General features: G+C 61.8%; 27 protein-coding genes and 2 tRNA genes. 21 read left to right on the top strand and 8 right to left on the bottom strand.

What is annotated here, in order from left to right; all coding sequences use genetic code 11:
* Positions 1-42 precede the first annotated feature (42 nt).
* Positions 43-507: a CopD family protein gene (locus C4K39_RS06560; RefSeq protein WP_068581889.1), complete on the top strand. Its 465-nt coding sequence runs from the start codon at positions 43-45 to the stop codon at positions 505-507.
* A gap of 52 nt (positions 508-559) precedes the next feature.
* On the opposite strand, the gene C4K39_RS06555 is transcribed toward C4K39_RS06560, so the two are convergent.
* The 3 genes from C4K39_RS06555 to C4K39_RS06545 all read right to left on the bottom strand — a co-directional run bounded on the left by C4K39_RS06555 (position 560) and on the right by C4K39_RS06545 (position 2476).
* Entirely contained in the window at positions 560-1318 is a 759-nt protein-coding gene (locus tag C4K39_RS06555; protein ID WP_068581887.1) for a hypothetical protein, read from the bottom strand.
* Positions 1311-1589, bottom strand: coding sequence for a DUF1145 domain-containing protein (locus tag C4K39_RS06550; RefSeq protein ID WP_068581884.1), 279 nt, complete (start codon positions 1587-1589; stop codon positions 1311-1313). The genes C4K39_RS06555 and C4K39_RS06550 overlap by 8 nt, the downstream gene beginning before the upstream one ends.
* 197 nt (positions 1590-1786) lie before the next feature.
* Entirely contained in the window at positions 1787-2476 is a 690-nt protein-coding gene (locus tag C4K39_RS06545) for a PA1041 family peptidoglycan-binding anchor lipoprotein (protein WP_068581871.1), read from the bottom strand.
* Positions 2477-2666: 190 nt separating this feature from the next.
* Between C4K39_RS06545 and C4K39_RS06540 the strand changes: the two genes are divergently transcribed.
* The 4 genes from C4K39_RS06540 to C4K39_RS06525 are packed head-to-tail and all read left to right on the top strand — an operon-like array spanning position 2667 to position 4390.
* The gene (locus C4K39_RS06540) at positions 2667-3164 is read left to right on the top strand and encodes a DUF6231 family protein (protein WP_068581869.1); all 498 of its coding nucleotides are present in this window, start codon (positions 2667-2669) and stop codon (positions 3162-3164) included.
* Between the two features lie 4 nt (positions 3165-3168).
* Positions 3169-3645, top strand: a complete 477-nt coding sequence (locus C4K39_RS06535; protein ID WP_068581866.1) for a YchJ family protein — start codon at positions 3169-3171, stop codon at positions 3643-3645.
* Positions 3646-3697: 52 nt separating this feature from the next.
* A complete protein-coding gene (locus C4K39_RS06530) occupies positions 3698-4183 on the top strand; it encodes an LEA/WHy family protein (protein ID WP_124345913.1) in 486 nt (161 codons plus the stop codon).
* A gap of 6 nt (positions 4184-4189) precedes the next feature.
* Positions 4190-4390: an SEC-C metal-binding domain-containing protein gene (locus tag C4K39_RS06525; protein WP_010221064.1), complete on the top strand. Its 201-nt coding sequence runs from the start codon at positions 4190-4192 to the stop codon at positions 4388-4390.
* Between the two features lie 55 nt (positions 4391-4445).
* Here the strand turns inward: C4K39_RS06525 and C4K39_RS06520 are convergent, their stop codons facing one another.
* Positions 4446-5006, bottom strand: a complete 561-nt coding sequence (locus tag C4K39_RS06520) for a cysteine hydrolase family protein (RefSeq protein ID WP_124345912.1) — start codon at positions 5004-5006, stop codon at positions 4446-4448.
* A gap of 134 nt (positions 5007-5140) precedes the next feature.
* Between C4K39_RS06520 and C4K39_RS06515 the strand changes: the two genes are divergently transcribed.
* The 7 genes from C4K39_RS06515 (at position 5141) to C4K39_RS06485 (ending at position 12879) form a co-directional block, all read left to right on the top strand.
* Entirely contained in the window at positions 5141-5779 is a 639-nt protein-coding gene (locus C4K39_RS06515) for a glutathione binding-like protein (RefSeq protein ID WP_068581854.1), read from the top strand.
* A gap of 147 nt (positions 5780-5926) precedes the next feature.
* Complete coding sequence (locus C4K39_RS06510) at positions 5927-8356, top strand: penicillin acylase family protein (protein WP_124345911.1); 2430 nt, start codon at positions 5927-5929, stop codon at positions 8354-8356.
* Positions 8357-8683: 327 nt separating this feature from the next.
* Positions 8684-9466: a transporter substrate-binding domain-containing protein gene (locus C4K39_RS06505; protein ID WP_031321029.1), complete on the top strand. Its 783-nt coding sequence runs from the start codon at positions 8684-8686 to the stop codon at positions 9464-9466.
* Between the two features lie 56 nt (positions 9467-9522).
* Positions 9523-10251 (top strand): ABC transporter permease, encoded by a 729-nt coding sequence (locus C4K39_RS06500; RefSeq protein WP_068581847.1) that lies wholly within the window; start codon positions 9523-9525, stop codon positions 10249-10251.
* On the top strand, positions 10248-10958 hold the full coding sequence (locus C4K39_RS06495; RefSeq protein ID WP_068581843.1) for an ABC transporter permease: 711 nt from the start codon (positions 10248-10250) through the stop codon (positions 10956-10958). The genes C4K39_RS06500 and C4K39_RS06495 overlap by 4 nt, the downstream gene beginning before the upstream one ends.
* A 24-nt stretch (positions 10959-10982) precedes the next feature.
* On the top strand, positions 10983-12101 hold the full coding sequence (locus tag C4K39_RS06490) for a succinylglutamate desuccinylase/aspartoacylase family protein (RefSeq protein ID WP_124345910.1): 1119 nt from the start codon (positions 10983-10985) through the stop codon (positions 12099-12101).
* Positions 12102-12114: 13 nt separating this feature from the next.
* Positions 12115-12879, top strand: coding sequence for an ABC transporter ATP-binding protein (locus tag C4K39_RS06485; protein WP_068581838.1), 765 nt, complete (start codon positions 12115-12117; stop codon positions 12877-12879).
* Positions 12880-12927: 48 nt separating this feature from the next.
* Here C4K39_RS06485 and C4K39_RS06480 read toward each other — a convergent pair whose 3' ends face one another.
* Positions 12928-13140, bottom strand: coding sequence for a hypothetical protein (locus tag C4K39_RS06480; protein WP_083235678.1), 213 nt, complete (start codon positions 13138-13140; stop codon positions 12928-12930).
* A gap of 105 nt (positions 13141-13245) precedes the next feature.
* Positions 13246-13812: a dCTP deaminase gene (dcd, locus tag C4K39_RS06475; protein ID WP_012313046.1), complete on the bottom strand. Its 567-nt coding sequence runs from the start codon at positions 13810-13812 to the stop codon at positions 13246-13248.
* Between the two features lie 351 nt (positions 13813-14163).
* On the opposite strand from dcd, the gene C4K39_RS06470 reads away from it, so the two are divergent.
* Positions 14164-14373, top strand: a complete 210-nt coding sequence (locus tag C4K39_RS06470) for a cold-shock protein (protein ID WP_017902777.1) — start codon at positions 14164-14166, stop codon at positions 14371-14373.
* Positions 14374-14466: 93 nt separating this feature from the next.
* Here the strand turns inward: C4K39_RS06470 and C4K39_RS06465 are convergent, their stop codons facing one another.
* Positions 14467-15474, bottom strand: coding sequence for a DUF481 domain-containing protein (locus C4K39_RS06465; RefSeq protein ID WP_124345909.1), 1008 nt, complete (start codon positions 15472-15474; stop codon positions 14467-14469).
* 160 nt (positions 15475-15634) lie between these two features.
* Here C4K39_RS06465 and C4K39_RS06460 point away from each other — a divergent pair, with 160 nt between their 5' ends.
* The 4 genes from C4K39_RS06460 (at position 15635) to C4K39_RS06445 (ending at position 20413) form a co-directional block, all read left to right on the top strand.
* The gene (locus C4K39_RS06460; RefSeq protein ID WP_068581832.1) at positions 15635-15988 is read left to right on the top strand and encodes an MGMT family protein; all 354 of its coding nucleotides are present in this window, start codon (positions 15635-15637) and stop codon (positions 15986-15988) included.
* 44 nt (positions 15989-16032) lie between these two features.
* Positions 16033-17598 carry an AmpG family muropeptide MFS transporter gene (locus C4K39_RS06455; RefSeq protein ID WP_124345908.1) on the top strand — a complete coding sequence of 522 codons (1566 nt, stop codon included), beginning with the start codon at positions 16033-16035 and terminating at the stop codon, positions 17596-17598.
* Between the two features lie 128 nt (positions 17599-17726).
* Entirely contained in the window at positions 17727-19442 is a 1716-nt protein-coding gene (locus tag C4K39_RS06450; RefSeq protein ID WP_124345907.1) for a proline--tRNA ligase, read from the top strand.
* Between the two features lie 17 nt (positions 19443-19459).
* A complete protein-coding gene (locus C4K39_RS06445) occupies positions 19460-20413 on the top strand; it encodes a hypothetical protein (RefSeq protein ID WP_124345906.1) in 954 nt (317 codons plus the stop codon).
* Positions 20414-20457: 44 nt separating this feature from the next.
* Here C4K39_RS06445 and dinB read toward each other — a convergent pair whose 3' ends face one another.
* Positions 20458-21522 carry a DNA polymerase IV gene (gene dinB / locus C4K39_RS06440; protein ID WP_124345905.1) on the bottom strand — a complete coding sequence of 355 codons (1065 nt, stop codon included), beginning with the start codon at positions 21520-21522 and terminating at the stop codon, positions 20458-20460.
* A 297-nt stretch (positions 21523-21819) separates the two neighbouring features.
* Here dinB and C4K39_RS06435 point away from each other — a divergent pair.
* From C4K39_RS06435 to C4K39_RS06420, 4 genes are all read left to right on the top strand, one after another.
* Positions 21820-21896, top strand: a tRNA-Met gene (locus tag C4K39_RS06435).
* 198 nt (positions 21897-22094) lie between these two features.
* Positions 22095-22171: transfer RNA gene (locus tag C4K39_RS06430), tRNA-Met, on the top strand.
* A 277-nt stretch (positions 22172-22448) separates the two neighbouring features.
* Positions 22449-25088, top strand: a complete 2640-nt coding sequence (mprF, locus tag C4K39_RS06425; protein ID WP_068580572.1) for a bifunctional lysylphosphatidylglycerol flippase/synthetase MprF — start codon at positions 22449-22451, stop codon at positions 25086-25088.
* Positions 25088-26380, top strand: coding sequence for an AcvB/VirJ family lysyl-phosphatidylglycerol hydrolase (locus C4K39_RS06420; RefSeq protein ID WP_124345904.1), 1293 nt, complete (start codon positions 25088-25090; stop codon positions 26378-26380). Before mprF ends, C4K39_RS06420 begins: the two co-directional genes overlap by 1 nt.
* Positions 26381-26533 lie beyond the last annotated feature (153 nt).

Raw genomic sequence — 26533 nt, 5'->3', positions numbered from 1 at the left:
TCATACCCCGCTAATTCATCCTGCGCAGAACGGAGTACCCGAATGACCGCTTTCGCCCTCGCCTACAGCTTGCACGTCCTGGCCGCCCTGGTCTGGGTCGGCGGCATGTTTTTCGCCTGGATGGTCCTGCGCCCTGCAGCCGTGGCGGCCCTGGAGGGTCCACAGCGGCTTCAATTGTGGGCCCAGGTATTCCCGCGTTTTTTCGCCTGGGTCTGGGTAGCGGTGGTGATCCTGCCGATCAGTGGCATCGGCCTGCTGCATTTGCGCTTCAACGGTTTTGAAACCGCTCCGCGCTATGTGCAGATCATGATGGGGATCTATCTGGTGATGACTGCCCTGTTCATCCGCATCCAGTCGCTGCAACTGCCGGAGCTGCGCCAGGCAGTGGCGAGCCAGGACTGGCCGGCCGGGGCCGCGGTGCTGGGGCGCATCCGCCGCCTGGTAGGCATCAACTTGATCATCGGCCTGCTGCTGGTGGCCCTGGCGGCAGCCCGACCGACCTTCTGAAACGAAATCGCCCGCGAAAGCGGGCGATCTATATAGGCGACTGACGGAACGGCTACAGGCGCTGCACCGTCAGCGACCCTGCCGCGCCCACCGCCCCGGGCTCGCCTTGGGCGCCGGGACGCCCGCTCTTGCCGCCATCGGTGCGATAGACCAGGCAGCCCTTGGACTTGCCACCGGCCCCCGGCTTGCCACCGACACCGGCCAGGCCACCGGCGCCACCATCGACCAGGACCTTGATCTGCTCACTCGGGAAATCCCGCGGCAGCTCCAGGCGAACCTGGCCACCCGCCGCGCCTGGGTGCCCGTTGCCGCCATTGTCGCCATCGGCACCACGCCCGGCCTCGCCCCAGGTGCAGCCAGGCTCCTGGCCATTGGCACCATCGAGACCGACATACCCTGGTGCCCCGGCACCGCCCCGGGCATCCACCGACAACTCCTGGGCGTCCAGCGACTCGATGCGCAAATTCAGGTTGCGACCGGGCTTGGCCGTCTTCTCATAGGTACCCGGCGCTCCTCGGGAGGTGATCTGGCTGCCAGCGTCCAACTGCGCATGTCGGACCAGCAACTGCAGGCTCTGCTGCGTGGGCACGATGGCAATCCGCGCTTCGCGCCCCAAGTGCATCTGCTCGACCTTGAGCTCGGTCACATTGGCCGGCACCAGCAAAGTGGCATGGTCGGCGACGTCCAGCCGCTGCAACTGCAAGGTGCTGGCGGTATTGGGCAACCGCATGAACGAGTTGGTGTCGACCTTGACGTCCTGGGCCATGGCCAGGGGGCTACACAATAGGGCGAGCAGGCAGAGCTTACGCATGGTCGGCCTCGACAACGACAGGGGTTGGAAGGGTTTGCAGGTGGAAGACGCCTACCAGCAGGATCTGCAAGCGATCACGCCAGGGATGCGCCCGCCCCGTGAGGCTGCCATTGAACAGCGCCAGCTCCAGCAGGTGGGTCAGCAACAAGAGACAACCGGCCAGATTGACCAGCAGGTGCAGCGGGTTGATCAATGGCTTGGCCAGGTTGATCAACACCACCAGCCAAAACACCAGCGTTAGAAACTTCCCCAGCCCCCATAAAACCTTCATATGCTCCCCTTGTGAATTATTCTTTGCGCGCACAGTAACGACTTCTTACCGGGATAAGCCAGAGGGCGATGCAAATTCTCCCCGACGACAGTTTAGCTGCCGGATCGACGAGGATCGCGCCCCTGATCTTCTGGTCACCCTCTCTGAAATGCCCCCGGGACCCCGCGCGCTCCATGGGACGCGCGGGGCGATATGCCTCAACGATTGATCTGGATTTCGGTGCGCCGGTTCATCGCCCGTCCTTCAGCTGTCTTGTTATCCGCCACCGGCTTGCTGGCACCGGCACCGGTGACCGAAACGAAGCTGGAGCGGGAAACGCCGTTCTCGATCAGGTACTCCACCACCGAGTGAGCGCGTTTATCAGACAGTTTCTGGTTATAGGCTGCCTTGCCGACGCTGTCGGTATGGCCAGTCACGCGCAGCTGCGCCGAAGCGGACTCCTGCTTCAGGCGAGTCACGATGGTGTTGAGCTTGGCCTTGTCGGCATCGGTCAGCTTGGCCGAGTCGAAATGGAAGTGCACATCGCGAATGACGATGGTTTCTTCCTTGACCACCACGACCTCTTCCACCACGGGTGGAGGCAATGGGCAGCCGTTGGCATCGACCTGCACGCCTTTGGGCGTATGCGGGCACTTGTCGCGACTGTCCGGCACGCCATCGCCGTCCTCGTCGCCATCGCCATGCACCCAGCAGTAGGCGCCTGCCAGGCCGCCGACAAACAGTGCGCCACCGCCCGCCCATGCCGAGCTTTCGGTGGCGCCCAGCGCCGCGCCCGTGACGCCACCCACCGCGGCACAGATCGGCCAGTCGGTTTTCTGCAGGCCTGCACAACCAGTCAACACACCGGTCAACAGAACCAGGGGTACTGCCGTACGAATGATGCTCATCTGATTTCTCCTCAGGGATCGGCTCGAGGCCGATTCACGGAGTAAAGACCTGGCTATTGATCTGCGCCAGCAAAGGGCCAGCCCCGGTTTTGTCCCGTAAATACGGGGGGATCGTGGATTAATTGGCGAACCGCTCTAGGCCCGAGGATGCCGGCACGCTAGTCTTGGGCGCTCTGACCGAGGACCGATGATGAGTGCCAGCATTTCTTCCCGAACACCACAACAGGCACTGGCCGCCCTGCTGGAGCGCTATGCACCCAAACAGCTGCTGCTGATCGGGGCCAGCGACTTCCCGGCCCTGGCTGCCTTCAAGCAAGCCCACCCTGCATGCGACGTCTTCCAGGCCGCCCCCGGCCCCTTGCCGGCAGACCTGGCGGCACGACGCTTCGACCTCGCCCTGGCGGTGGATTGCCTGGAGCACCTGCCCAAGCGCGACGGCTTGAACCTGTTGGGCGGCATTCGCAATCTCAATGCCAGCCGTATCGCCGTGCTGGCCGACCTGGCCGCCTGCAACTGGCAGGAAACCGATTTTTTCTCCCTGGCCCTGCAAGCCAGCGAACGCTTCCAGCGGGAACAGCAGGTGCTGACCCTGTTTACCTACGATCTGCTTGAATACAAGCAAGTGCCCGACTGGCTCAACTCACGCTTCTGGGCAAACCCGGAAAATTTTGGAAAGTACTGGTGGTAACACAATGAGTGCCTCGATTTGTCCCTGCGGCAGCGGCAACCTGCTGGATGCCTGCTGCGGCCACTACCACGCGGGCCATCCGGCGCCCTGCGCCGAAGCCCTGATGCGCTCGCGCTACAGCGCCTATGTATTGGGGCAGGTGGATTACCTGCTGGCCACGACCCTGCCGGTGCAGCAGCCGGGTCTGGATCGCCAGTCCATCAGCGACTGGAGCGCGCAAAGCACCTGGCTGGGGCTGCACGTGGAAAGTTCGGAGGTCTTCGGCGGCCAGCCCGAACACGCCTTCGTGACCTTCACCGCCCGCTGGCACGATAGTCAGGGCGAGCACAGCCATCGCGAACGCTCGTCCTTCGTCCAGAACCAGGGACGCTGGTATTTCATCGACCCCACGGTGCCCCTCAAGGCTGGGCGCAACGACGCGTGCCCCTGTGGCAGTGGACAGAAATACAAGAAGTGCTGCGCCAGCTACTTCATCCGCTGAAGATCGATCCAGGCCCAGGATGGGCAGCAGCCACTACAAAGGGAGTCTTGCAATGTTCGGTGAGCTACGCCTGCTACGCGCCATCTGCCTGCCAGTGATCCTGGGCCTGTCCGGTTGCGCGTCCTGGTTCACCGACGAGCAGCCCGACCCCGAGGTGCATCTGGTGAAGGTCGAGGTGGTCAAGGCCAACCTGCTGGAACAGCGCTTCACCTTGCACCTGCGGGTAGACAACCCTAACGACGACGACCTGACCGTGCGCCGCCTGACCTATCGGGTCTACCTGGAGCGCTTCCTGCTCAGCGACGGTGAGCATGAGCAATGGTTCACCGTCAGCCCCCACAGCAGCCGCTACTTCAAGGTGCCGGTACGCACCAACCTGTGGCCGCAGATTCGTGACCTGGTGAAACTCCTGCACAAGCCCGACCATCCCATTCCCTACCGCCTCGAAGGAGAACTGGAGGTGGGATTATTCATCGGCAAAGACGTGCACCTGAAGCGCAATGGCGTGATAATTCCCGGCGATTTTATCCCGGAGTGACCCGCAATGACCCAGCAACCCCATGTCCATGGCCCTGACTGCAACCACGATCACGACCATCATGATCACGACCATGGCCATGTTCACGGCCCGCACTGCAACCACGGCCACCAGGAGCCTGTGCGCAACGCGTTGAAAGACGTCGGTCGCAACGATCCTTGCCCATGCGGCAGCAGCAAGAAGTTCAAGAAGTGCCACGGCGCCTGATCAAGTCGTGAACCGACGCCTGCCGGCACTGGCTTGCCGGCAAGCGCTCCCCCTATCAGGCAGTTCCTGCAAGGAGCTGTTCCAGATTCACCACCGTGGCGTACTCGCCATGCAGATTGGCCAGCGACATGTCATGTACCTCCTGGGCCGTGCGTCGCCGTCCGGCAAAATCGGGCTTGTCGAAGGTGTAGCAGGCATCGGCCACCACCCACACGGCAAACCCCAGGTTGCCAGCCGTCCGCGCCGTTGCCTCTACTGAGTTATTGGTGGCCACGCCGACAATCACCAATTGCCCGATCCCCTTCTGGCGCAACTGCGCTTCCAGCGAGCTGGCGCAAAATGCGTCCGGCACCTGCTTCTGGAGCAGCCCTTCGGCCTCCTGCGGGCGAAAGCGTGGCTGGAACTCCACTCCGGCTTGCCCGGGCCAGAACACCGACTCCGTGGAGCGCGACAGATGCTGTACATGAATCACCAGCCAGCCTCGGTCACGCCAGTGGGCCAGCAACTGCAACATGCGTTCCTCGGCCTGAGGGTTGTTGCGCGGGCCAAGCCGCGGGTGCAGGATGCCTTGTTGCTGGTCGATGATGATCAGTGCCGTATCAGCGTTGAGGGACATGGAGTCGATTCTCCCGGGACGATCAGCGGATTGTACCCACTTCAGCATGGCCTCCCTCGCCCAGCGAGCCATCGAGTACCCAGCCCCCGAATTTGCTGTCGTCGACCCCGGATACTTCCCACCTGGAGCACTGCATGATCGACCTGTACTACTGGACCACCCCCAACGGTCACAAGATTTCCCTGTTCCTGGAAGAGGCCGGACTGCCCTACACCCTGTACCCGGTCAACATTGGCCGGGGCGAACAGTTCAAGCCTGACTTCCTCAGGATCGCCCCCAACAACCGCATACCGGCCATCGTCGATCACCAACCCCTCGACGGGGGCGCGCCCCTGTCTCTGTTCGAGTCCGGCGCCATCCTGCTGTACCTGGCGGAAAAAACCGGCCAGTTCCTGCCCAAGGACCTGCGCGGCCGCCAGGAAACCCTGCAGTGGTTGTTCTGGCAAATGGGGGGCCTGGGACCGATGGCCGGGCAGAACCATCACTTCAGCCATGCCGCACCGGAACAGATTCCCTACGCGATCAAGCGCTACATCGATGAAACGGCGCGGCTGTACGGGGTGCTGGAGCGGCGCCTGGCAGACCGGCCGTTCGTCGCCGGCCAGCAGTACAGCATTGCCGACATGGCGATTTATCCATGGGTCGCGTCCCACAAGAAACAGAGCCAGCGACTCGAGGACTTCCCCCGCCTGCACCGCTGGTTCGACAGCATCCAGGCGCGTCCGGCCACCGAGCGTGCCTATGCCCTGGTGGAGCGGGTCAACCCGGCCTGATCAAGGCGTCCGCCCACCGTCCACCGGCCTGCTGGCGAAGGTCATGTGCGCAGCGCCCGACAAATACCTGTCGCCCCGCTTGCGCGGCACTCGCCTGCTCACTAACGTAGCGCCTTTATCGACGCTACCCCCCGCAGGAGCTTTGCCATGGCCTCGCCAGCCTTCTTACATTTTCTTCCCCGGTTCGGCGTCGCCGCAGCAGTGGCCGGCGCCCTGAGCCTGGCCGGATGCCAGTCCTGGAATGCCCAGGACAGCCTGCCTCCGGCCTCTGGCGTGCAACCCCTCAAGGGCCTGGCACAGAACGTTTCCGTGCGACGCAACGCCGTCGGCGTTCCCCTGATCGAAAGCAACAGCTTCCACGATGCCCTGTTCACCCTGGGCTACGTGCATGCCAGCGATCGCATCGGCCAGATGGTGACCCTGCGCCTGCTGGCCCAGGGCCGCTTGGCCGAGATGTCCGGTGCCGAGGCCCTGGACGTCGATCGCCTGATGCGCGCGGTCAACCTGAAGAAAAGCGCCGACGAGCTGTACAAGGCCTCGTCGCCACGGATCAAGCGCTTCTTCGAAGTCTATGCCCGGGGCGTCAACGCCTACCTGTTCCGCTATCGCGACAAGCTGCCACCGGACCTGGCGGCCCATGGCTATACCCCCGAATACTGGAAGGCCGAGGATTCGGCGCTGATCTTCTGCCTGTTGAATTTCGGCCAGTCCGCCAACCTGCTCGAAGAGATCAATACCCTGGTACTGGCGCAAAAAGTCGGCACCGACAAGCTGCCATGGCTGACCCCCAGCTACCCCGATGAGCCTCTGCCCCTGGCCGAGGCCGACAAGCTCAAGGGCCTGAACCTGGCCATTCCCGGGCTGGGCGACGTCAGCCAGGCGGCCAACCGGCTGGCCCAGCTCAACAGCCTGGGCCTCAGCGGCGGCAGCAGCCTGGCCATCGCTCCCCAGCGCAGCCGCAGTGGCCGCAGCCTGCTGGCCAGCGACAGCCAGATCGCCGCCTGGCACTACGTCCAGATCCGGGCGCCGAAGTACCAGGCCGCCGGCGCCTCGATCGCCGGCCTGCCAGCCATTCTCCAGGGCTTCAATGGCAAGGTGGCCTGGAGCCTGAGTTCGGTGGTGGGCGACAACCAGGACCTGTTCCTGGAAAAACTCAAGCGCCAGGGCAACTCGCTGTACTACCAGAACAACGGCAAATGGCAGCCGGTGACCGTGCGCAATGAGACCTACTTCGTCAAAGGCCAGCGGCCGATTCGCGAGGCGGTGTACGAAACCCGCCACGGCCCGCTGCTCAACAGTGTCCAGGGGTATGCACTGGCCAACGGCCTGGGCCTGGCGCTGCAGACCCCCGAACTCAAGGACGACCGCACCCTGGACGCCTTCTTCGACCTGTCCCGGGCCCAGAATGCCGAGAAGGCCTCGGACGCCAGCCGGGAAATCCGGGCCATTGCCCTGAACCTGGTGTTCGCCGATGCCAGCAACATCGGCTGGCAAGTCACCGGCCGCTTCCCCAATCGCCGTGAAGGCGAAGGCCTGCTGCCCTCCCCGGGCTGGGACGGCCGCTACGATTGGGATGGTTATGCCGACCCGATGCTCCACCCCTATGACCAGGACCCGCCCCAGGGCTGGATCGCCATTGCCAACCAGCGAGTGATCCCCCATGGCTACGGCATGCAGCTGTCCAATTCCTGGTACGCCCCGGAACGCGCCGAGCGCATGACGGCACTGGCCTCCAGCGGCAAGCAGGACAGTCGCAGCCTGATCGCTTTGCAATACGACCAGACCAGCCTGTTCGCCGCAAAGCTGAAGACCATGTTCGAAGCCCCCGGCATGGCCCAGCCATTGAAGAAAGCCATCGAGGCCCTGCCCGACGCCGAGCGGGCCAAGGCTCGCGAGGCCTACAGCCGGTTGATGGCGTTCGACGGCAAGATCAGCGCGGGCTCGGCGGACGCAGCGCTCTATGAGTTGTTCCTGCAGGAAAGTGCCCGGCAGATCTTCCTCGACAAACTGGGCCCGGAATCCGCAGCGCCCTGGCAGGCCTTCATCGCCAATGGCGAGCAGTCCTACGCCGCCCAGGCCGATCACCTGCTGGGCCGGGAAGACAGCCCATTCTGGGACGATTCGCGCACCCCGCAGAAGGAGGATAAACCGGCGATCCTGGCCCGCAGCCTGGCCGCCAGCATCACCAAGGGCGAGCAGTTGCTGGGCAGCGATCGCAAGTCCTGGCAGTGGGGCAAGCTGCACAGCTATCGCTGGACCGACGACAACGGCAAAGCCATCCGTGGCCCGCTGCAGGCCGGGGGCGACCACAACACCCTCAACGCGGCGCCGTACCACTGGGGACAGGATTTCACCATCACGGCGACTCCGGCCCTGCGTTTCATCGTCGACTTCGGCCTCAGCGAACCCTTGATGGGCCTCAATAGCAGTGGCCAGTCCGGCAACCCGGTCAGCCCGAACTATGCCAACGGTATCGATGGCTGGCTCAAGGCCCAATACCTGAGCCTCCCGATGCAACCGCAAAACTTCGACCGTAGCTACGGCAAGACCCGCCTGACCCTGGTTCCTGGCAAGTAACACCGCACGCCAGACTCTCCCGCCTGCGCCCTGCGCAGGCGGTTGTGCCTCGATAACCAGCCGCACCAACCCAGGGCAACATCCGCCCCTGGCACCGCATCGCGCGCCCGTGGAGCACGCTCTGCCTGCACCCCGCACCGTCCTGGCCCCTCCCCAAAACCGCCCTCTTTCAGCGCACGCCGCTGCTTGTCCGCCGCCCAGCCCGAGCTTTTAAAACACCTGTTCGGGACTCTGGTTCGGAAATTGCTACTTTCATTAAGTCTCATACGCTGCAGTAACAGCACCCATGCGCCACAAGCGCTCATATCGGCTCTTAGGGATTGAATAATGAAAAAAGCATTGCTGACCCTCTCTGCACTGGCTCTGTGCATGGCCGCCGGCTCGGCCCTGGCCAAGGAGTACAAGGAACTGCGCTTCGGCGTCGATCCCTCGTACGCCCCTTTTGAGTCCAAAGCCGCGGACGGCAGCCTGGTGGGCTTCGACATCGACCTGGGCAACGCCATCTGCGCCGAGCTGAAGGTCAAGTGCAAATGGGTCGAAAGCGACTTCGACGGCATGATCCCGGGCCTCAAGGCCAACAAGTTCGATGGTGTGATCTCGTCCATGACCGTGACTGCGGCCCGGGAAAAAGTGATCGATTTCTCCAACGAGCTGTTCTCGGGCCCCACCGCCTTCGTGTTCAAGAAAGGCTCGGGGCTGAGCGAAGACACCGCCTCGCTCAAGGGCAAGACCATCGGTTACGAGCAGGGCACCATCCAGGAAGCCTACGCCAAGGCCGTGCTGGACAAGGCCGGGATCAAGACCCAGGCCTACCAGAACCAGGACCAGGTCTATGCCGACCTGACTTCCGGGCGCCTGGATGCCTCGATCCAGGACATGCTGCAAGCCGAGCTGGGCTTCCTCAAATCGCCCCAGGGCGCCGACTATGAGATCAGCAAACCCGTGGACGACCCCCTGCTGCCGGCCAAGACTGCAGTGGGTATCTCGAAAGGTAACAAAGAGCTGAAAGCGCTCTTGGATAAAGGTATCAAAGCGTTACACGATGATGGCACCTACGCCACCATCCAGAAAAAACACTTCGGTGACCTGAACCTCTACAGCGGTAAATAACCTGCCGGCGCCCATCCTCGATGGGCGCCTTTTTTATCGTCACAGGTCACTGATCGATGCTCGAACAACTCCTAACGAACCTGGGGCTTTCCGCGTTCAGCCTGAAGGGTTTCGGCCCCTTGCTGCTGGAAGGTACCTGGATGACCGTCAAATTGTCGGTCCTGTCGCTGCTGGTCAGCGTGCTGCTGGGCCTGATCGGTGCCAGCGCCAAACTCTCCAGCCTTGCCTTGCTACGCATACCTGCCCAGCTCTACACCACCTTGATCCGCGGCGTGCCCGATCTGGTGCTGATGCTGCTGATCTTCTACAGCCTGCAGACCTGGTTGACCTCCTTCACCGACTTCATGGAGTGGGAATACATCGAGATCAATCCGTTCAGCGCCGGGGTGATCACCCTGGGCTTCATTTATGGTGCCTATTTCACCGAGACCTTCCGTGGCGCGATTCTCGCCGTGCCCCGAGGCCAGGTGGAAGCGGCCACCGCCTACGGCCTCAAGCGCGGCCAACGCTTTCGCTTCGTGGTCTTCCCGCAGATGATGCGCTTTGCCCTGCCTGGTATCGGCAACAACTGGATGGTGATGCTCAAGGCTACGGCCCTGGTGTCGATCATCGGCCTGGCCGACCTGGTCAAGGCCGCCCAGGATGCCGGCAAGAGTACCTACCAGCTGTTCTACTTCCTGATCCTGGCGGCGCTGATCTACCTGCTGATCACCAGCGCTTCCAATTTCGTCCTGCGTCGGCTTGAACGGCGCTATGCCGCAGGCGCCCGGGAGGCCGTGCGATGATCGAACTCCTGCAGGAATACTGGCGCCCGTTCCTCTATAGCGACGGTTACCACATCACCGGCCTGGCCATGACCATGTGGCTGCTCACGGCCTCGATCGCCATCGGTTTCCTGGTGTCGATCCCGCTGTCGATCGCCCGGGTCTCGCCCCGGCGCCTGGTGCGCTGGCCGGTGCAGTTCTACACCTACCTGTTCCGCGGCACGCCGCTCTATATCCAGTTGCTGATCTGCTACACCGGCATCTACAGCATCGCCGCCGTCCGCGCCCAGCCCGTACTGGATGCGTTCTTTCGCGATGCGATGAACTGCACCATCCTCGCCTTCGCCCTGAACACCTGCGCCTATACCACGGAGATCTTCGCCGGGGCGATCCGCAGCATGGCCCATGGCGAGGTCGAGGCCGCCAAGGCCTACGGCTTGAGCGGGTGGAAGCTGTATGCCCATGTGATCATGCCCTCGGCCCTGCGTCGCTCGCTGCCCTACTACAGCAATGAAGTGATCCTGATGCTGCACTCCACCACGGTGGCCTTCACCGCGACCATTCCCGACGTGCTGAAAATCGCTCGCGACGCCAACTCGGCGACCTTCCTGACCTTTCAGTCGTTCGGCATCGCCGCCCTCATCTATCTGTGCGTGACCTTCACCCTGGTGGGCCTGTTCCGCCTGGCCGAACGTCGCTGGCTGGCCTTTCTCGGCCCGGCTCACTAGGACTTGCAGCAGGAAACCCAAGCAATGCGTCATGAAATCCACGACCTGCTCGCCCCATTGCCGGGCACCGCGCGGCAGGTCCACAGCTTTCACTTCGGCCCCGCCCAGGCCCAGGGCAAGATCTACATCCAGGCCTCCCTGCATGCCGACGAAATGCCCGGCATGCTGGTGGCCTGGCATCTCAAGCAACGCCTGGGACAACTCGAGGCCAGTGGCCGCCTGCGCCATCAGATCGTCCTGGTACCGGTGGCCAATCCCATCGGCCTGGAACAGGTACTGATGGACGTTCCCCTGGGACGCTATGAACAGGAGAGCGGACAGAACTTCAATCGCTGGTTCAGCGACCTGAGCGAGCAGGTGGGCGACGCCGTCGCCGGGCTGCTCAACGACGACCCGCGGCACAACCTCGAGCTGATCCGCCGACACTTGGCCGATGCCCTGTCGCGCCAGCACCCCGAGACACAATTGCAATCCCTGCGCCTGGTCCTGCAGCGGCTGGCCTGCGATGCCGAGATGGTGCTGGACCTGCATTGCGACTTCGAAGCGGTTGAGCACCTCTACACCACTCCCGAAGCCTGGCCACACGTGGAACCCCTGGCCCGCTATATCGGCTCCCAGGCCAGCCTGCTGGCCACCGACTCAGGGGGCCAGTCATTCGACGAATGCTTCACCCTGTTCTGGTGGCGGCTGCAACAACGCTTTGGCGAGCGCTTCGCCATTGCTCCTGGAAGCTTTGCGGTCACGCTCGAGTTACGTGGCCAGGGCGATGTCGATCACCCCACCGCCAGCCAGGACTGCCAGGCCCTGCTGGACTACCTGACCCACTACGGCGCCATTGACGGCCAGGCGCCGGAGCTGCCCGACCTGCCATTCCCGGCCACGCCCCTGGCCGGGGTCGAGCCGGTGGTGACGCCAGTGGGCGGCCTGCTGGTCTTCACGGCCTTGCCAGGGCAGTACCTGGAAGCCGGACAGCAATTGGCCGAAATCATCGACCCGATCAATGATCGGGTCACTCCCATTCATTGCACCAATGCCGGGCTCATGTACGCCCGCTCCCTGCGCCGCATGGCCACGGCCGGCATGGCGATCGCCCATGTCGCAGGCCATGCGGCCTATCGCAGCGGCTATCTACTTTCGCCTTGAGGATGCACGCCCCATGTACAAATTGACCGTTGAAGGCCTGCATAAATGCTATGGCGATAATGAAGTGCTCAAGGGAGTTTCCCTCAAGGCCAAGACTGGCGACGTGATCAGCCTGATCGGTGCCAGCGGCTCGGGCAAGAGCACCTTCCTGCGTTGCATCAACTTCCTGGAGACCCCGAACGATGGCGCCATGAGCCTGGACGGCCAGCAGATCCGCATGGTCAAGGACCACCATGGCATGCATGTGGCCGATCCCGCTGAGCTACAACGAATACGCACCCGGCTGGCCATGGTGTTCCAGCATTTCAATCTGTGGAGCCACATGACCGTGCTGGAGAACATCACGATGGCCCCGCGCCGGGTGCTGGGGGTCAGCACCCAGGAGGCCGAGGAACGGGCCCGACGCTACCTGGACAAGGTCGGCCTACCGGCCCGGGTCGCCACCCAGTACCCGGCCTTTCTCTCCGGCGGCCAGCAACAGCGGGTAGCCATTGCCCGGGCCCTGGCCATGGAACCGGAGGTCATGTTGTTCGATGAGCCCACATCGGCCCTGGACCCGGAACTGGTGGGAGAAGTGCTCAAGGTGATCCAGGGCCTGGCGGAAGAGGGCCGGACGATGATCATGGTGACCCACGAAATGAGTTTTGCCCGCAAGGTCTCCAGCCAGGTGCTGTTCCTGCACAAGGGCCTGGTGGAGGAAGAAGGAGCCCCCGAAGACGTACTGGGCAATCCCAGGAGCGAGCGACTCCAGCAGTTTCTCAGCGGCAACCTGAAGTAGCAGCCAAGGTTTGCCCGTATCCGCAACCTGGATACGGGCAAGGAAGAGTCAGGCCACGGGGACCGGTGGCGGCTCGTCCGGCAATGTCGGTTCGCCCGGTTCGTGGGGTTCGGGAGGCTGGGGGGAATCAGGATCTGGCTGACCAGGAATACCGCCGGCCATGCTGACAGGAGGGTGCGCCAGGAGGGTCCAGGCCAGTACCCCAACCTGATTGGGTTCCAACCTCGCCAAAGTGGCACTTATTAGAGGATCTATCTTCATGGGGCACTCCTGGGCTGTACCCGGTACGCCTTGCGCGTACCGGCAGACACTTCAATAGAGTGTCTGCCTGCCCAGGAATTCCCGCTGTTCGTCAGACGAACGGATTCAGGTGCGTGGCAGGGTCACGCCACGTTGGCCCTGGTACTTGCCGCCACGATCCTTATAGGACACTTCGCACTCTTCATCCGACTCCAGGAAGAGCATCTGCGCCACACCTTCGTTGGCGTAGATTTTCGCCGGCAAGGTCGTGGTGTTGGAAAACTCCAGGGTCACGTGGCCTTCCCACTCCGGTTCCAGCGGGGTCACGTTGACGATGATGCCGCAACGGGCATAGGTGCTCTTGCCCAGGCAAATGGTCAGTACGTTGCGCGGAATACGGAAGTACTCGACGGTACGGGCCAGGGCGAAAGAGTTCGGCGGGATGATGCAGACATCGCTCTTCACATCGACGAAGCTGCCGGCGTCGAAGTTCTTCGGATCGACGGTGGCCGAATTGATGTTGGTGAATACCTTGAATTCATCGGCGCAGCGTACGTCGTAGCCGTAGCTGGAAACGCCGAAGGAAATGACCCGGCTGTCGTGCTCGCCACGCACTTGGCGCTCGACGAACGGTTCGATCATGCCGTGCTCTTGCGCCATGCGGCGAATCCACTTGTCCGATTTGATGCTCATGGCGGATGTCCTGAAATAACGAGGTGAAAAATTCTGAACGGCATCTTACCGGGGCGCGAGGCAGGGTTCAAAGTCCAGGGGGCTTTTCTTGCTCCATCCCACGATTTTCAAGGGCTGGAAGGCTGTCACCCAGCCATCGATCACGAAAACTGAGAAACCTTCGCACTGACCATTGGCACGTTCAGGAAAAAGGGTTAAGGTGGCGCCACTGTGCTGCTTGTGTCACTGAGAATCTCTACACGATGTTGAATTTCGATCCAACCATCTCCAAGAATTTTTCCTGCTCTTTGCACTCAGTCTCGGCCCAGGCTTTTCCTGAGTCGCAGTTAACTTTGTCCAAGGAGATACACCATGTCTAATCGCCAAACCGGTACCGTTAAGTGGTTCAACGATGAAAAAGGCTTCGGCTTCATCACCCCACAATCCGGTGACGACCTGTTCGTACACTTCAAAGCCATCCAGGCTGACGGTTTCAAAACCCTGAAAGAAGGCCAGCAGGTTTCTTTCATCGCTACCCGCGGTCAGAAAGGCATGCAAGCTGAAGAAGTACAAGTTATCTAACTTGCACTGATCCAGTAAAAAGCCCCGCTCTCATCAGCGGGGCTTTTTTGTGCCTGCAGGTTTCCCCTCCCCCGCAGGCCAGCAGATCCGAACTTACCAAGCCACGCCGAAACCTACGGTGTAGCGGGTCTTGTCCAGGTCGCTGCTTTGCGTACCACGAATCAGGTCCTTTTCTGCCTTGAGGTTCAGCGAAGCCCAGTCAGTGACCTTGTAACGCAACCCCAATTCGGCATCGAGGGCATAGTCGGCTACCCCGGAAAGCGGCTTGCTGACCTCGCCACCAGTGAAGAACTCGACCCGTTTGCCAATCAGGTAACGGTTGTAGTCCCACTTCATGGCCAGGGAATAGAAGTTGTCCTTACCGCCACTGGCATAGGTGTAGTCCGTCCGGTTGAGTAGCCCCCCCAGGGAGAAGGCGCCCAGTTCATCGTCCCAGAACTGGTAGCCGGGACCGGTACCCACCACCCGCTGTTGCTTGAGGTCCTCGACTTTGTCGCGCTTGTAGGTCAAGCGCCCCTGCCAGAACCACTGCTGGGTAATGAAACGGTCCAGGGCGTACTCGGCGCTCCAGTTATCAGTGGTCACCACCTTGTTCTGGAATTCGCGGTTGTACTCGCCTTCGGCGTTATGCCTCCAGGCACCATGGCGCGCCGAGGTCTTGAAGTCGATGTCATAACGATCGGTATCCTTTTCCGCCCGCTTGTAGTCCAGGGCAAGGTCGACATTGCCCTTCCACACGATGTCTTCCACCAGCGGCTTGGGCTTCATGATCTGCTGGATACTCGCCAGTTCCACGGTCCTGGGCGCTTCGCCATTGGCCAGGGTGACCTTGCCCTCTGCCGCCGGCTGCAACGACTTGGCCTTCTCTCCGGAGTAGGCGTCCTGCTTGACCAACAGCTCCTGATCGCTCTCCAGGGTCTTGACCTGCTTCCAGTCAATCGAGATGGCGCCGCCATAATCAGTCTGGATCAGTAGCTTGCCACCATCGAAAACCTTGATCTTGCCACTGAGGCGGTCGCCATTTTTCAACCACACGGTATCGGCCCAAACCGGCATGGAGGCGCCGAGTACCGCGAAACACAGCAAAGTTCTAGACAACATAAGTAAATACAGGACTCGATCTTGCAAAAAAGCGGCATTATTCCCACCGAATAATGCCTTAATCACGACTGACCAGGGTATTGAGAGTGAGTTCAATCCTCATTTGCCTTTCATCAGCACAATCGAGCAGGGCCTCTTCCTTTTATCTGGAACCGCGAATGTGACCGAGCCCACCGAAGCGCCACAAACCCCGGCACAAATCCGACGCACGGCGCTGTACCTGACCCTTGCCCAGGTTCCCCAGGGCAAGGTGGTCAGCTATGGCCAACTGGCAGAAATGGCGGGCCTGGGACGGGCGGCCCGCTGGGTAGGCCGTACCCTCAGCCAACTACCCGAAGACACCAGCCTGCCCTGGCACCGGGTGCTGGGTGCCGGCGGCCGCATCAGCCTGCCGGCCGGTAGCCCATCAGGCGACGAACAGCGCGCGCGACTGCGCGACGAGGGAGTCCCTGTACGCAACAATCGCGTGGATATTCAACGTCATGGCTGGCGCCCGGTAGAGCACAGCGGTTAGAGTGCGCGCTTTGTTTCCGTAATTCTTGAGGCAGACTCCAGCCCATGCCCCGTAAAACCTGGCGCGCCGCACTTGCCGCCTATGCCAGCCCCTCGACGCTCGTGCTGTTGCTGCTTGGTTTCGCTGCCGGCATGCCCTACATGCTGGTGTTCTCGACGCTTTCAGTGTGGTTGCGCGAGGCCGGTGTGGCCCGCGAGACCATCGGTTATGCCAGCCTGATCGGCCTGGCCTATGCCTTCAAATGGGTCTGGTCGCCCCTGCTCGACCAATGGCGCCTGCCGTTGCTGGGCAAACTGGGGCGACGACGTTCCTGGCTGGTGCTGGCACAAGCGCTGGTGATCCTGGGCCTGATCGGCATGGGTTTCTGCGATCCGCAGAAGCACCTTTCCTGGTTGATCGCCATCGCCGTGGTCGTAGCCTTCGCTTCGGCCACCCAGGACATCGCCATCGACGCTTACCGCCTGGAGATCGCCGACGATAGCCGCCAGGCGGCCCTGGCAGCCAGCTACATGTCCGGTTATCGGGTAGCGGTGCTGCTGGCTACCGCTGGCGCGTTGTTCTTTGCCGAGGGCTTCGGCTCCACCGGCTTCAGCTACAAGCATTCGGCCTGGACCGGCACCTATGTGCTGTTCGGGGTCCTGATGATCCCGGCCCTGGTCACCACCTTGCTGATGCGTGAACCGGCGGTGCCGTTGCGCACCCAGCTATCGGCCGGGCGCTACAGCTTCGCCCACCAGTTGATCTCGGTATTCGTATTGATCGTGCTGCTGGTTTCCGTGCCCGCCACCTTCACCCAGTTGTACAACACCGACTTCGCCAGCGTGATCTTCCATGGCGTCAGCCTGCTGGACCTGCTGCAGGAAGACCGGGCCTTCCTGCGCGCCATTCTCTACATAACCCTCACTGCACTGTGCTTGTCGGCCATGGGCCGTCGAGGCCTGGCACCGGTGCTGACGCCCGTCAACGACTTCATCCTGCGCTACCGCTGGCAAGCCTTCCTGTTGCTGGGGCTGATCGCCACCTACCGCATGTCGGACACCGTCATGGGGGTCATGGCCAACGTGTTCTATATCGACCAGGGCTTCACCAAGGACCAGATCGCTGGGGTCAGCAAGATCTTCGGCCTGATCATGACCCTGATCGGTGCCGGCATGGGCGGCCTGCTGATCGTGCGCTTCGGCATCCTGCCGATCCTGTTCATCGGTGGCGCCGCGTCCGCCGCGACCAACCTGCTGTTTCTCATGCTCGCCGACATGGGGCCGAACCTGAAGATGCTGATCGTCACCATTTCCCTGGACAACTTCAGTTCAGGCATGGCCACTTCAGCGTTCGTCGCCTACCTGTCGAGCCTGACCAACCTCAAGTTCTCGGCGACCCAATATGCGTTGCTCAGCTCCATCATGCTGTTGCTGCCACGCCTGATCGGCGGCTATTCGGGAGTCATGGTGGAGAAGTTCGGCTATCACGATTTCTTCTTCATCACTGCGATGCTCGGAGTACCGACACTGATCCTGATCGCCGTGCACTGGTTCCAGGAAAGCCGCCGCGACGGTCCCAAGCCTGAAGCCGAAACCACCACCAACGGCAATGCCGTCGGCGAAGAATCCTAGAAAATCCCGGGGGTTGCGGGCTTTTCGCTCCCCTTACCCCCCCTCCAAGCACAGTTCTGTACGCCAACGGAACTCGCCCGTACAATGCTCCGTCACTTCCAGTCTTAAGCAACCGACAACGGCCTACCATGCGCACCAGTCAATATTTGCTCGCCACACAAAAAGAAACGCCTTCCGACGCGGTCGTGATCAGCCACCAGCTGATGCTGCGCGCCGGCATGATCCGCAAACTGGCTTCCGGCCTGTACACCTGGCTGCCGATGGGCCTGCGGGTAATGCGCAAGGTCGAAGCCATCGTTCGCGAAGAAATGAACGCCGCGGGTGCGCTTGAAGTGTTGATGCCGGGCATCCAGCCCGCGGAGCTGTGGCAGGAATCCGGCCGCTGGGAACAGTACGGTCCTGAGCTGCTGCGCCTGAAAGACCGCCATAACCGCGACTTCTGCGCCGGCCCGACCCACGAAGAAGTGATCACCGACCTGGTCCGTAACGAGCTGAGCAGCTACAAGCAGTTGCCGCTGAACCTGTACCAGATCCAAACCAAGTTCCGTGACGAGATTCGTCCACGCTTCGGCCTGATGCGCGGTCGTGAATTCATCATGAAGGACGCCTACTCCTTCCACGCCGACCAAGCGTCGTTGCAGGTCACCTACGACCGCATGCACCAGGCCTACTGCAATATCTTCACCCGCCTGGGCCTGAAGTTCCGCCCGGTGGAAGCGGACAACGGTTCGATCGGCGGCGCCGGCTCCCACGAGTTCCACGTACTGGCCGAATCCGGCGAAGACGACATCATCTTCAGCAATGGCTCCGACTACGCGGCGAACATCGAGAAAGCCGAGGCCCTGCCTCGTGAAACCTCGCGCCCTGCACCAACCGAAGCCATGCGCCTGGTAGACACTCCTGACGCCAAGACCATCGCGCAACTGGTGGAAGGCTATAACCTGCCGATCGAGAAGACCGTCAAGACCCTGGTGGTGCATGCCGAAGAGCCAGGCAAGCTGATCGCCCTGATCATCCGTGGCGACCACGAACTCAACGAAATCAAGGCCGCCAAGCAACCTGGCGTTGCCGATCCGCTGGTCATGGCTTCCGAGGCCGAGCTGCGCGCCGCCATCGGCGCTGGCGCCGGTTCCCTGGGCCCGGTGAACCTGCCATTGCCGATCATCATCGACCGCTCCGTGGAGCTGATGAGCGACTTCGGTGTGGGCGCCAATATCGACGACAAACACTACTTCGGCGTGAACTGGGAACGCGACCTGCCGGTCCCAGCCGTGGCCGACCTGCGTAACGTGGTAGCCGGCGATCCAAGCCCGGACGGCAAGGGCGTGCTGGAAATCAAGCGCGGCATCGAAGTCGGGCACATCTTCCAGCTGGGCAACAAGTACAGCCAGGCGATGAAGTGCGAAGTGCTGGGCGAGAACGGCAAGCCGGTCACCCTGGAAATGGGCTGCTACGGTATTGGCGTCTCCCGCGTGGTCGCTGCCGCCATCGAACAGAACTACGACGAGAAAGGCATCATCTGGAGCGATACCCTGGCGCCATTCCAGATCGCCCTGGTTCCTCTGCGCTATGAAACCGATCTGGTTCGCGAAGCGACCGACAAGCTTTATGAGCAGCTCACCGCCGCCGGCTTCGAGGTCCTGCTGGACGATCGCGACAAGAAGACCAGCCCGGGTATCAAGTTCGCCGACATGGAACTGATCGGTATTCCACACCGGATCGTGGTCAGCGACCGCGGCCTGGCCGATGGCAACCTGGAGTACAAGAGCCGTACCGAGGCCGAGGCACAAGCGCTGCCTGTAGCCGACGTATTGTCCTTCCTCCAAGCCCGTATCCGTCGCTGAAACCAGATAGAGACGTCATGCTCAAGCGAAACACCTTAAGCCTCGGTGGCGCCGCCTTGTGCGGCGCCCTGCTGGTCAGCGGCTGCGCCAACCAAATGTCGCAACGCAGCGAACACGAGGAGCGGATCGAGCGCAAACTGCTCGACCACAGCCTGCAAATCGATGTCGGTGAGCCTAAGGTGCTTGAGCTGCCGCAACGCCGGGTACGCATCCACGAGCAAAAGACTTTCGAAGTGACCGAGTTCGAAGTCACGCGCCGCTACGACCGCTATACGCCCTACCAGCCCTGGCGCAAGGTCTACGAGATCCCGCTGGGCGCAGTAGCCCTGGTGGCCGGTGCTGGCGCCAACGTGGTCAATGTATTCGCCCTGGGCAACCTGCCGGACAGCGTCACCAAGGACTGGCTCAGCTACGGCGTATCCGGGCTCAACCCGTTCATGAACATGCCATCCCATGGTCGTGCCCAGCAGAACCTGGCGGCGATCGACGAAGTCCAGCGTGACAAACGCGTGGAATATTCGAGCCTGCCCTGGAGCGAACGCCCGGTACAGGTCAAGGCCGGCAAGCAAAGTTATGAGTTGAGCACCGATCGCAATGGCATCTTGCGCCTGAACCTGTTGGACGATCCTTTTTCCGAACAGGACCTGAAGCAAATCGGCAAGCTGCAGATCAGCGTCGAGGATGCACAGGATGAAGTGCATTCGGACTCATCCCTGAGCATCAGCAATGGCTTGCGCAGCAAATTGCTGGAAGCCCACGCCCTGATCTACGACGATCTTGAAGACGACGAAGTGAGCGAATGGGTACACCGGGTCAAGCGCCTGTCGCAGCTGGGCCTGGAAGAAGAAGCGAGCGAACTGGAGCAGAGCCTGATCGAGCTGACTCGCAACGATCCTGAGCTGCAAAAAGAGTTTCTCAAGTCACTGACCAAGAATGCAGGCCGCCTGGTAGCCGATCCCGGCAGCAACTGACCCTCCCCACCGTGCCATGGACCCGCCATGGCACCCAACGCCCGCTACTGGCCCTGGAACAACTCCAGCTGTTCATGGCCACCGCGCAAGTCATGCAGACGCACACCAACCCCCAGCAAGCGCACGGGCTTGCCACCACGCTTGAAGGCCTGGCTGAGCAACTGCCGATAACTGTCCAGGTCACGCCCGGCCCCGGCCTGCTCCAGGGTGGTCTGGGTAAAGTCATGGAACTTCACCTTGACGAACGGCTTGCCTGGCCGATAGCTGCTATCGATGCGCTCTATCCGCCCGGCCAGGGTTGCCATCAGCTCGGGCAATTTCTCCAGGCAGCTCTCTAGATCCGGCAGGTCAACATCGTAGGTATTTTCCACGCTGATGGATTGCCTGCGGCTGTCATTGTGTACCGGTCGCTCATCGATACCCCGGGCCAAGCCCCAAAGCCGTTCGCCAAAACTGCCGAATTCGCGCACCAGCGCCAGCTTGCCCCAGTCCCGCAGTTGCAAGCAGTTGGCAATGCCCAGCCGCCCCAGCTTGTCCGCAGTCACCTTGCCCACGCCGTGCAATTTTCCCACCGGCAGTTCGGAGACGAAATCCTCCACTTGATCCGGGGTAATCACAAACAGTCCGTTGGGCTTTTTCCAGTCGCTGGCGATCTTGGCCAGAAACTTGTTCGGCGCGACACCGGCCGACACCGTGATATGCAACTGGTTGGAGACCCGGCGACGAATGTCCTGGGCAATGCGCGTGGCGCTACCGGAAAAACTCAAGCTGTCGGAGACATCCAGGTAGGCTTCGTCCAGCGATAACGGCTCGATCAAGTCGGTGTAGTCGCGAAAGATCCCATGGATCTCTTTCGATGCCTCACGATAGGCATCCATTCTCGGCTTGACGATGACCAGGTCCGGGCACAAGGCCAGCGCATGCCGCGATGACATGGCCGATCGCACACCGTACGCCCGCGCCTCATAATTGCAGGTAGCGATCACTCCCCGCCTCTCTGCTGAGCCGCCCACTGCCAAAGGCTTGCGGGCCAGCTGCGGGTCATCGCGCATTTCGATGGCCGCATAGAAGCAATCACAATCGATGTGGATGATTTTGCGTTGCATCATATGAAGGCAGGGATCATGAAAAGACGGGGGCTTGAGTGGAAACAGAAACAAGTATCTACCTACACCTGTATATAGCACCAGTACCTTGCATCATCGCCAGGCAACACAGGCGAGCCAGATGAAATTTATTCGCTCAATGGCCTCACAGCCTCCAATAGAGCTGAAAGCCCCGCCCCACCTGGCCCCAAGCCATTTGAAAAGCCCTTGATCGAGTGCTAAGCATTTGAACAGGAAGCCTTTTTTAAAATTTAATGATTGACACACTTAAAATCCTCTGTAGAATTCCGCCACATCAGACGCGGGATGGAGCAGCCTGGTAGCTCGTCGGGCTCATAACCCGAAGGTCGTCGGTTCAAATCCGGCTCCCGCAACCAGATATAGAAAAAGGCCACTTCTTTGAAGTGGCCTTTTTTTTTGCGTGTTCGTTTTCCAAAAACTCACTGACCCAAGCGATAAACTCTTTGCCTGGCCTTCAGTTAGAGAGCGAACCGGGGCATTCGACACTTATTTGACCCTTTTGGGCATTAACGGTTGACACTCGACGGTTCGCCTGTAGAATGCCGCCCCACAGACGCGGGATGGAGCAGTCTGGTAGCTCGTCGGGCTCATAACCCGAAGGTCGTCGGTTCAAATCCGGCTCCCGCAACCATATATCAAAAAAGGCTGCTCGAAAGAGTGGCCTTTTTTGTGTGTGTGAAAAAATCCTTTCGCAACAATGACCTGCAAAAGTATTACGTACCTTCAGCGATACTTCGACTCTTCAGTATGCGAGCTATGCTCTGTCTCGAGTACCTGCCTTGTTGCTGGTCGCACAAGGTCGCCGGGCCACGGTGAGACGCGTTAATATTTGAAATTATTTTTTCTACAGGGATTGGTAACTTGGCTGGATACCCCCATCCTGTCGCGCACAATCCACGAGGTGATTGATGCGCGCCAACACGTCTGACTCACAAGACACCGATACCGTACAACCCATTGCAGCCACTCGTTTGCGCTGGCTGGACCTGTTGAGCAAATATCGCCAACCACTGGGGCTGGTGGTGACACTCCTGCTGTTCGCCATTGCCTTGATCGCCTGCCGCCACCTGCTCAGCGAACTGGACTTCTACGCACTCCACGATTCAATCCTGGAAGTACCCAAGCCAACCCTGCTCGGTGCATTGGGCGCAACCATCGCAGGCTTCATCATCCTGCTGGGCTACGAGTGGTCCGCCAGCCGGTACGCCGGTGTCAGCCTGAGTGGACGCACCCTGGCCCTGGGTGGTTTCACGGCCTTCGCCATTGGCAACGCCATCGGCTTGTCGCTGCTCTCCGGCGGCTCGGTACGCTACCGCCTTTATGCGCGCCATGGCCTGGGGGCCTCCGACGTCGCCCACATGACCCTGTTCGCCAGCCTTTCCCTGGGCTGTGCCTTGCCGCCCCTCGCGGCCCTGGCAACCCTGAGCAACCTGCCGGCGGCCTCCGTGGCCCTGCACCTGCCTGAAAGCCTGTTGGCGGGCATTGCACTGGCGGTCCTGCTACTCGGCGCCGTCCTGGCCATCGGTATCTATCGGCGGCGCCTGCCCGAACAACCCCTGCGCGACAACCTGCTGGTGCGAGTCGGACGCCGTACCCTGCGCCTGCCCGGGCCACGCCTGACCTTCCTGCAGTTGATCATCACCGCCCTGGACGTAGCCGCAGCCGCCACCGTGCTCTACCTGCTGCTGCCCGAAGCCCCACCGTTCGGCGCCTTCCTGCTGGTCTACCTGCTGGCCCTGGCTGCCGGGGTGCTCAGCCATGTTCCTGGCGGTGTCGGGGTATTCGAAGCGATCCTGCTGGCGGCGTTCGCCGATAAGCTCGGTGCCGCTCCCCTGGCCGCCGCGCTGCTGCTGTATCGCTTGATCTACGTAGTGCTGCCCATGCTCGTGGCCTGCGTGCTGTTGCTGATCAATGAGGCCCAGCGCCTGTTCCAGACCCGGCAATCGCTACGGGTGGCCTCCGGCCTTGCTGCGCCTATCCTTGCCGTGCTGGTGTTCCTCTCCGGCGTCGTCTTGCTGTTCTCCGGCGCCACTCCGGAAATCGACACACGCCTGCAACATGTAGGCTTCCTGATTCCCCACCGCCTGGTGGATGCTTCGCACTTCGGCGCCAGCCTGATCGGCGTACTCTGCCTGCTACTGGCCCAGGGCCTGCGCCGGCGCCTGTCGGCCGCCTGGATGCTCACCACCATCCTGTTGCTGGTGGGTGCCCTGCTCTCGCTGCTCAAGGGTTTTGACTGGGAGGAAGCCTGCCTGATGACGCTGACCGCCAGTCTGCTGGCGGTCTTCCGTCGCTCGTTCTATCGCCCTAGCCGCCTGACCGAACTGCCCTTCTCACCGCTGTACCTGGTGGCCAGCTTCTGCGTGCTGGGAGCCTCCATCTGGCTGCTGTTGTTCGCCTACCAGGATGTCCCCTACAGCCACCAGCTGTGGTGGCAATTCACCCTGGATGCCGATGCGCCCCGTGGCCTGCGCTCATTGCTGGGAGCCGCAGTGCTGTTGCTGGTGGTATCCCTGACCTGGCTGCTGCGCACCGCGCGCCCCGTGATCCACCTGCCCACAAGCGAGGAGTTGGACAAGGCGGCGAAGGTCCTCATGGCCTCGTCCCAACCCGATGGCGGCCTGGCGCTGACCGGCGACAAGGCGCTGCTGTTCCATCCCAACGACGATGCCTTCCTGATGTATGCCCGTCGTGGCCGCAGCCTGGTAGCGCTGTACGATCCGATCGGTCCGACCCAGCAACGCGCCGAGATGATCTGGCAGTTCCGCGACCTGTGCGATGTGCATCACGCGCGCCCGGTGTTCTACCAGGTGCGGGCGGAAAACCTGCCTTACTACATGGACATCGGCCTGACGGCGATCAAGCTCGGCGAAGAAGCCCGGGTCGATCTCAAGCGCTTCGACCTCGAGGCCAAGGGCAAGGAGATGAAGGACCTGCGCTACACCTGGAACCGTGGAACCCGCGACGGCCTGTCGCTGGAAATCCACGACGCCGGGCAAGCGCCGATGGACGAGCTGAAGGTCATCTCCGATGCCTGGCTGACCGGCAAGAACGTCCGGGAGAAAGGTTTCTCCCTGGGCCGCTTCAGCGACGAATACCTCAAGTACTTCCGTATCGCGATCATTCGCTTTGAAGGACGCCCGGTGGCCTTTGCCAACCTGCTCGAGACCTACAACCATGACCTGGCCAGTCTCGACCTGATGCGCGCGCACCCGGATGCTCCAAAGCTGACCATGGAGTTCATGATGGTCGGCCTGATCCAACATTATAAAAATCATGGATATGCCCGCTTCAGCCTGGGGATGGTGCCCCTTTCCGGCCTGCAACCGCGCCGTGGAGCACCGCTGACCCAACGCCTGGGCTCGATGGTGTTCCGCCGCGGCGAGCAGCTCTACAACTTCCAGGGCCTGCGCCGCTTCAAAGACAAGTTCCAGCCTGACTGGGAACCCCGTTACATGGCCGTGCCAGCAGGGCTGGACCCGCTGGTCGCACTGGCCGACACCGCCGCCCTGATCGCGGGCGGCCTGACTGGATTGGTGAAACGCTGATGATTCAACGTTCTTTGCGGTATCTGCTGGCCACCCTGGTGGTCCTGGCTGTGATTGCGGGTGGCGGCTATTGGTGGTGGAACCGCCCGGCACCGGAACCAGCCCTGGAGCAACTGACCCAGGCCGACGGCTCGACCCTGACTCGCGTAACCCCCGGCACCACTGCCAAGGCCCACGTCATCGTGGCGGTACTGCCGGACTCGACCCTGAGCGACAAGCAACTGCTGGCCCTGAGCCGTAGTGGCGCGGCGCAAATCGTCCAGGTAGTCCTGCCCAAGGATGACTGCAAGCTGCAGGAGCAAGCGCTGCAAAACGCCCTGCCGCAACTCAACGGCCCCGCTACCCTGGTCAGCGGTATCGGCCCGGGCGCGGCCCTGGCCTGGCGCTGGATCGCCTCCCAAAGCGACGACAAGGCCCAGGCGGTATCGGTGGGCTTCACCATCAACCCGGCACCCGGCTGCACCGACCCACTGCCCAAGACCCTGGCCCACGGCCACTGGCTGGTCGCCTGGAACGACAACCCGGACGACGAGAGCGCCGGCTTCGTGCGCGACACCCCCAACGCCACCACCAGCATCAGCGACTACGACATCCACCTGCCACAAGTACTGAACAACGAACTGCGCAAGCTGCTGGTAGGTTCGGACAATGGCGGGCTGAACATCCCGGTGGTGGAAGTCCCGGCCGGCCAGGCCAAGGACACCGTGACCCTGTTCCTCTCCGGGGACGGCGGCTGGCGCGACCTGGACCGCGACGTAGCCGGGGAAATGGCCAAGATCGGGTATCCGGTGGTGGGTATCGATACCCTGCGCTACTACTGGCAGCACAAGACTCCGGAACAAAGCGCCACCGACCTCACCGAGCTGATGCAGCACTACCGGCAGAAGTGGGGCACCAAGCGCTTCGTCCTGACCGGCTACTCCTTCGGCGCCGACGTACTGCCAGCTATCTACAATCGCCTGCCGGAAGCCGAGCAGCAACGAGTGGACGCCATTATCCTGCTGGCCTTCGCCCGCACCGGCAGCTTCGAGATCGAAGTCGAGGGCTGGCTGGGCAACGCCGGCAAAGAAGCCGCCACCGGGCCGGAAATGGCCAAGCTGCCAGCAGCCAAAGTGGTGTGCATCTACGGCGTTGAAGAGGTCAACGAGAGTGGCTGCACCGACAAGACCGCGGTTGGCGAAGCGATGAAGCTGCCAGGCGGCCACCACTTCGACGAGAACTACCCAGCCCTGGCCAAGCGCCTGGTGGAGATCATCGAGAAACGCCAGGGCAAGGAAAACGCCAGCAACTAAGTGGCACCCGGGTCACCGGACACGGTGACACCCGCAAAATAGAAGCCCTCCCAGCGAGGGCTTTTTTTCGCCTGGTACAACACCGCCCGCCCTATAGGCAGGCACAAAAAGGCCCCCGCCAGGTGGTAGTGCTTGATCCCGTTTAGGAGCAGC

The organism is Pseudomonas sessilinigenes (assembly GCF_003850565.1).
Classification (GTDB): Bacteria; Pseudomonadota; Gammaproteobacteria; order Pseudomonadales; family Pseudomonadaceae; genus Aquipseudomonas; species Aquipseudomonas sessilinigenes.
This window is presented reverse-complemented; position numbering and strand designations above follow the sequence as displayed.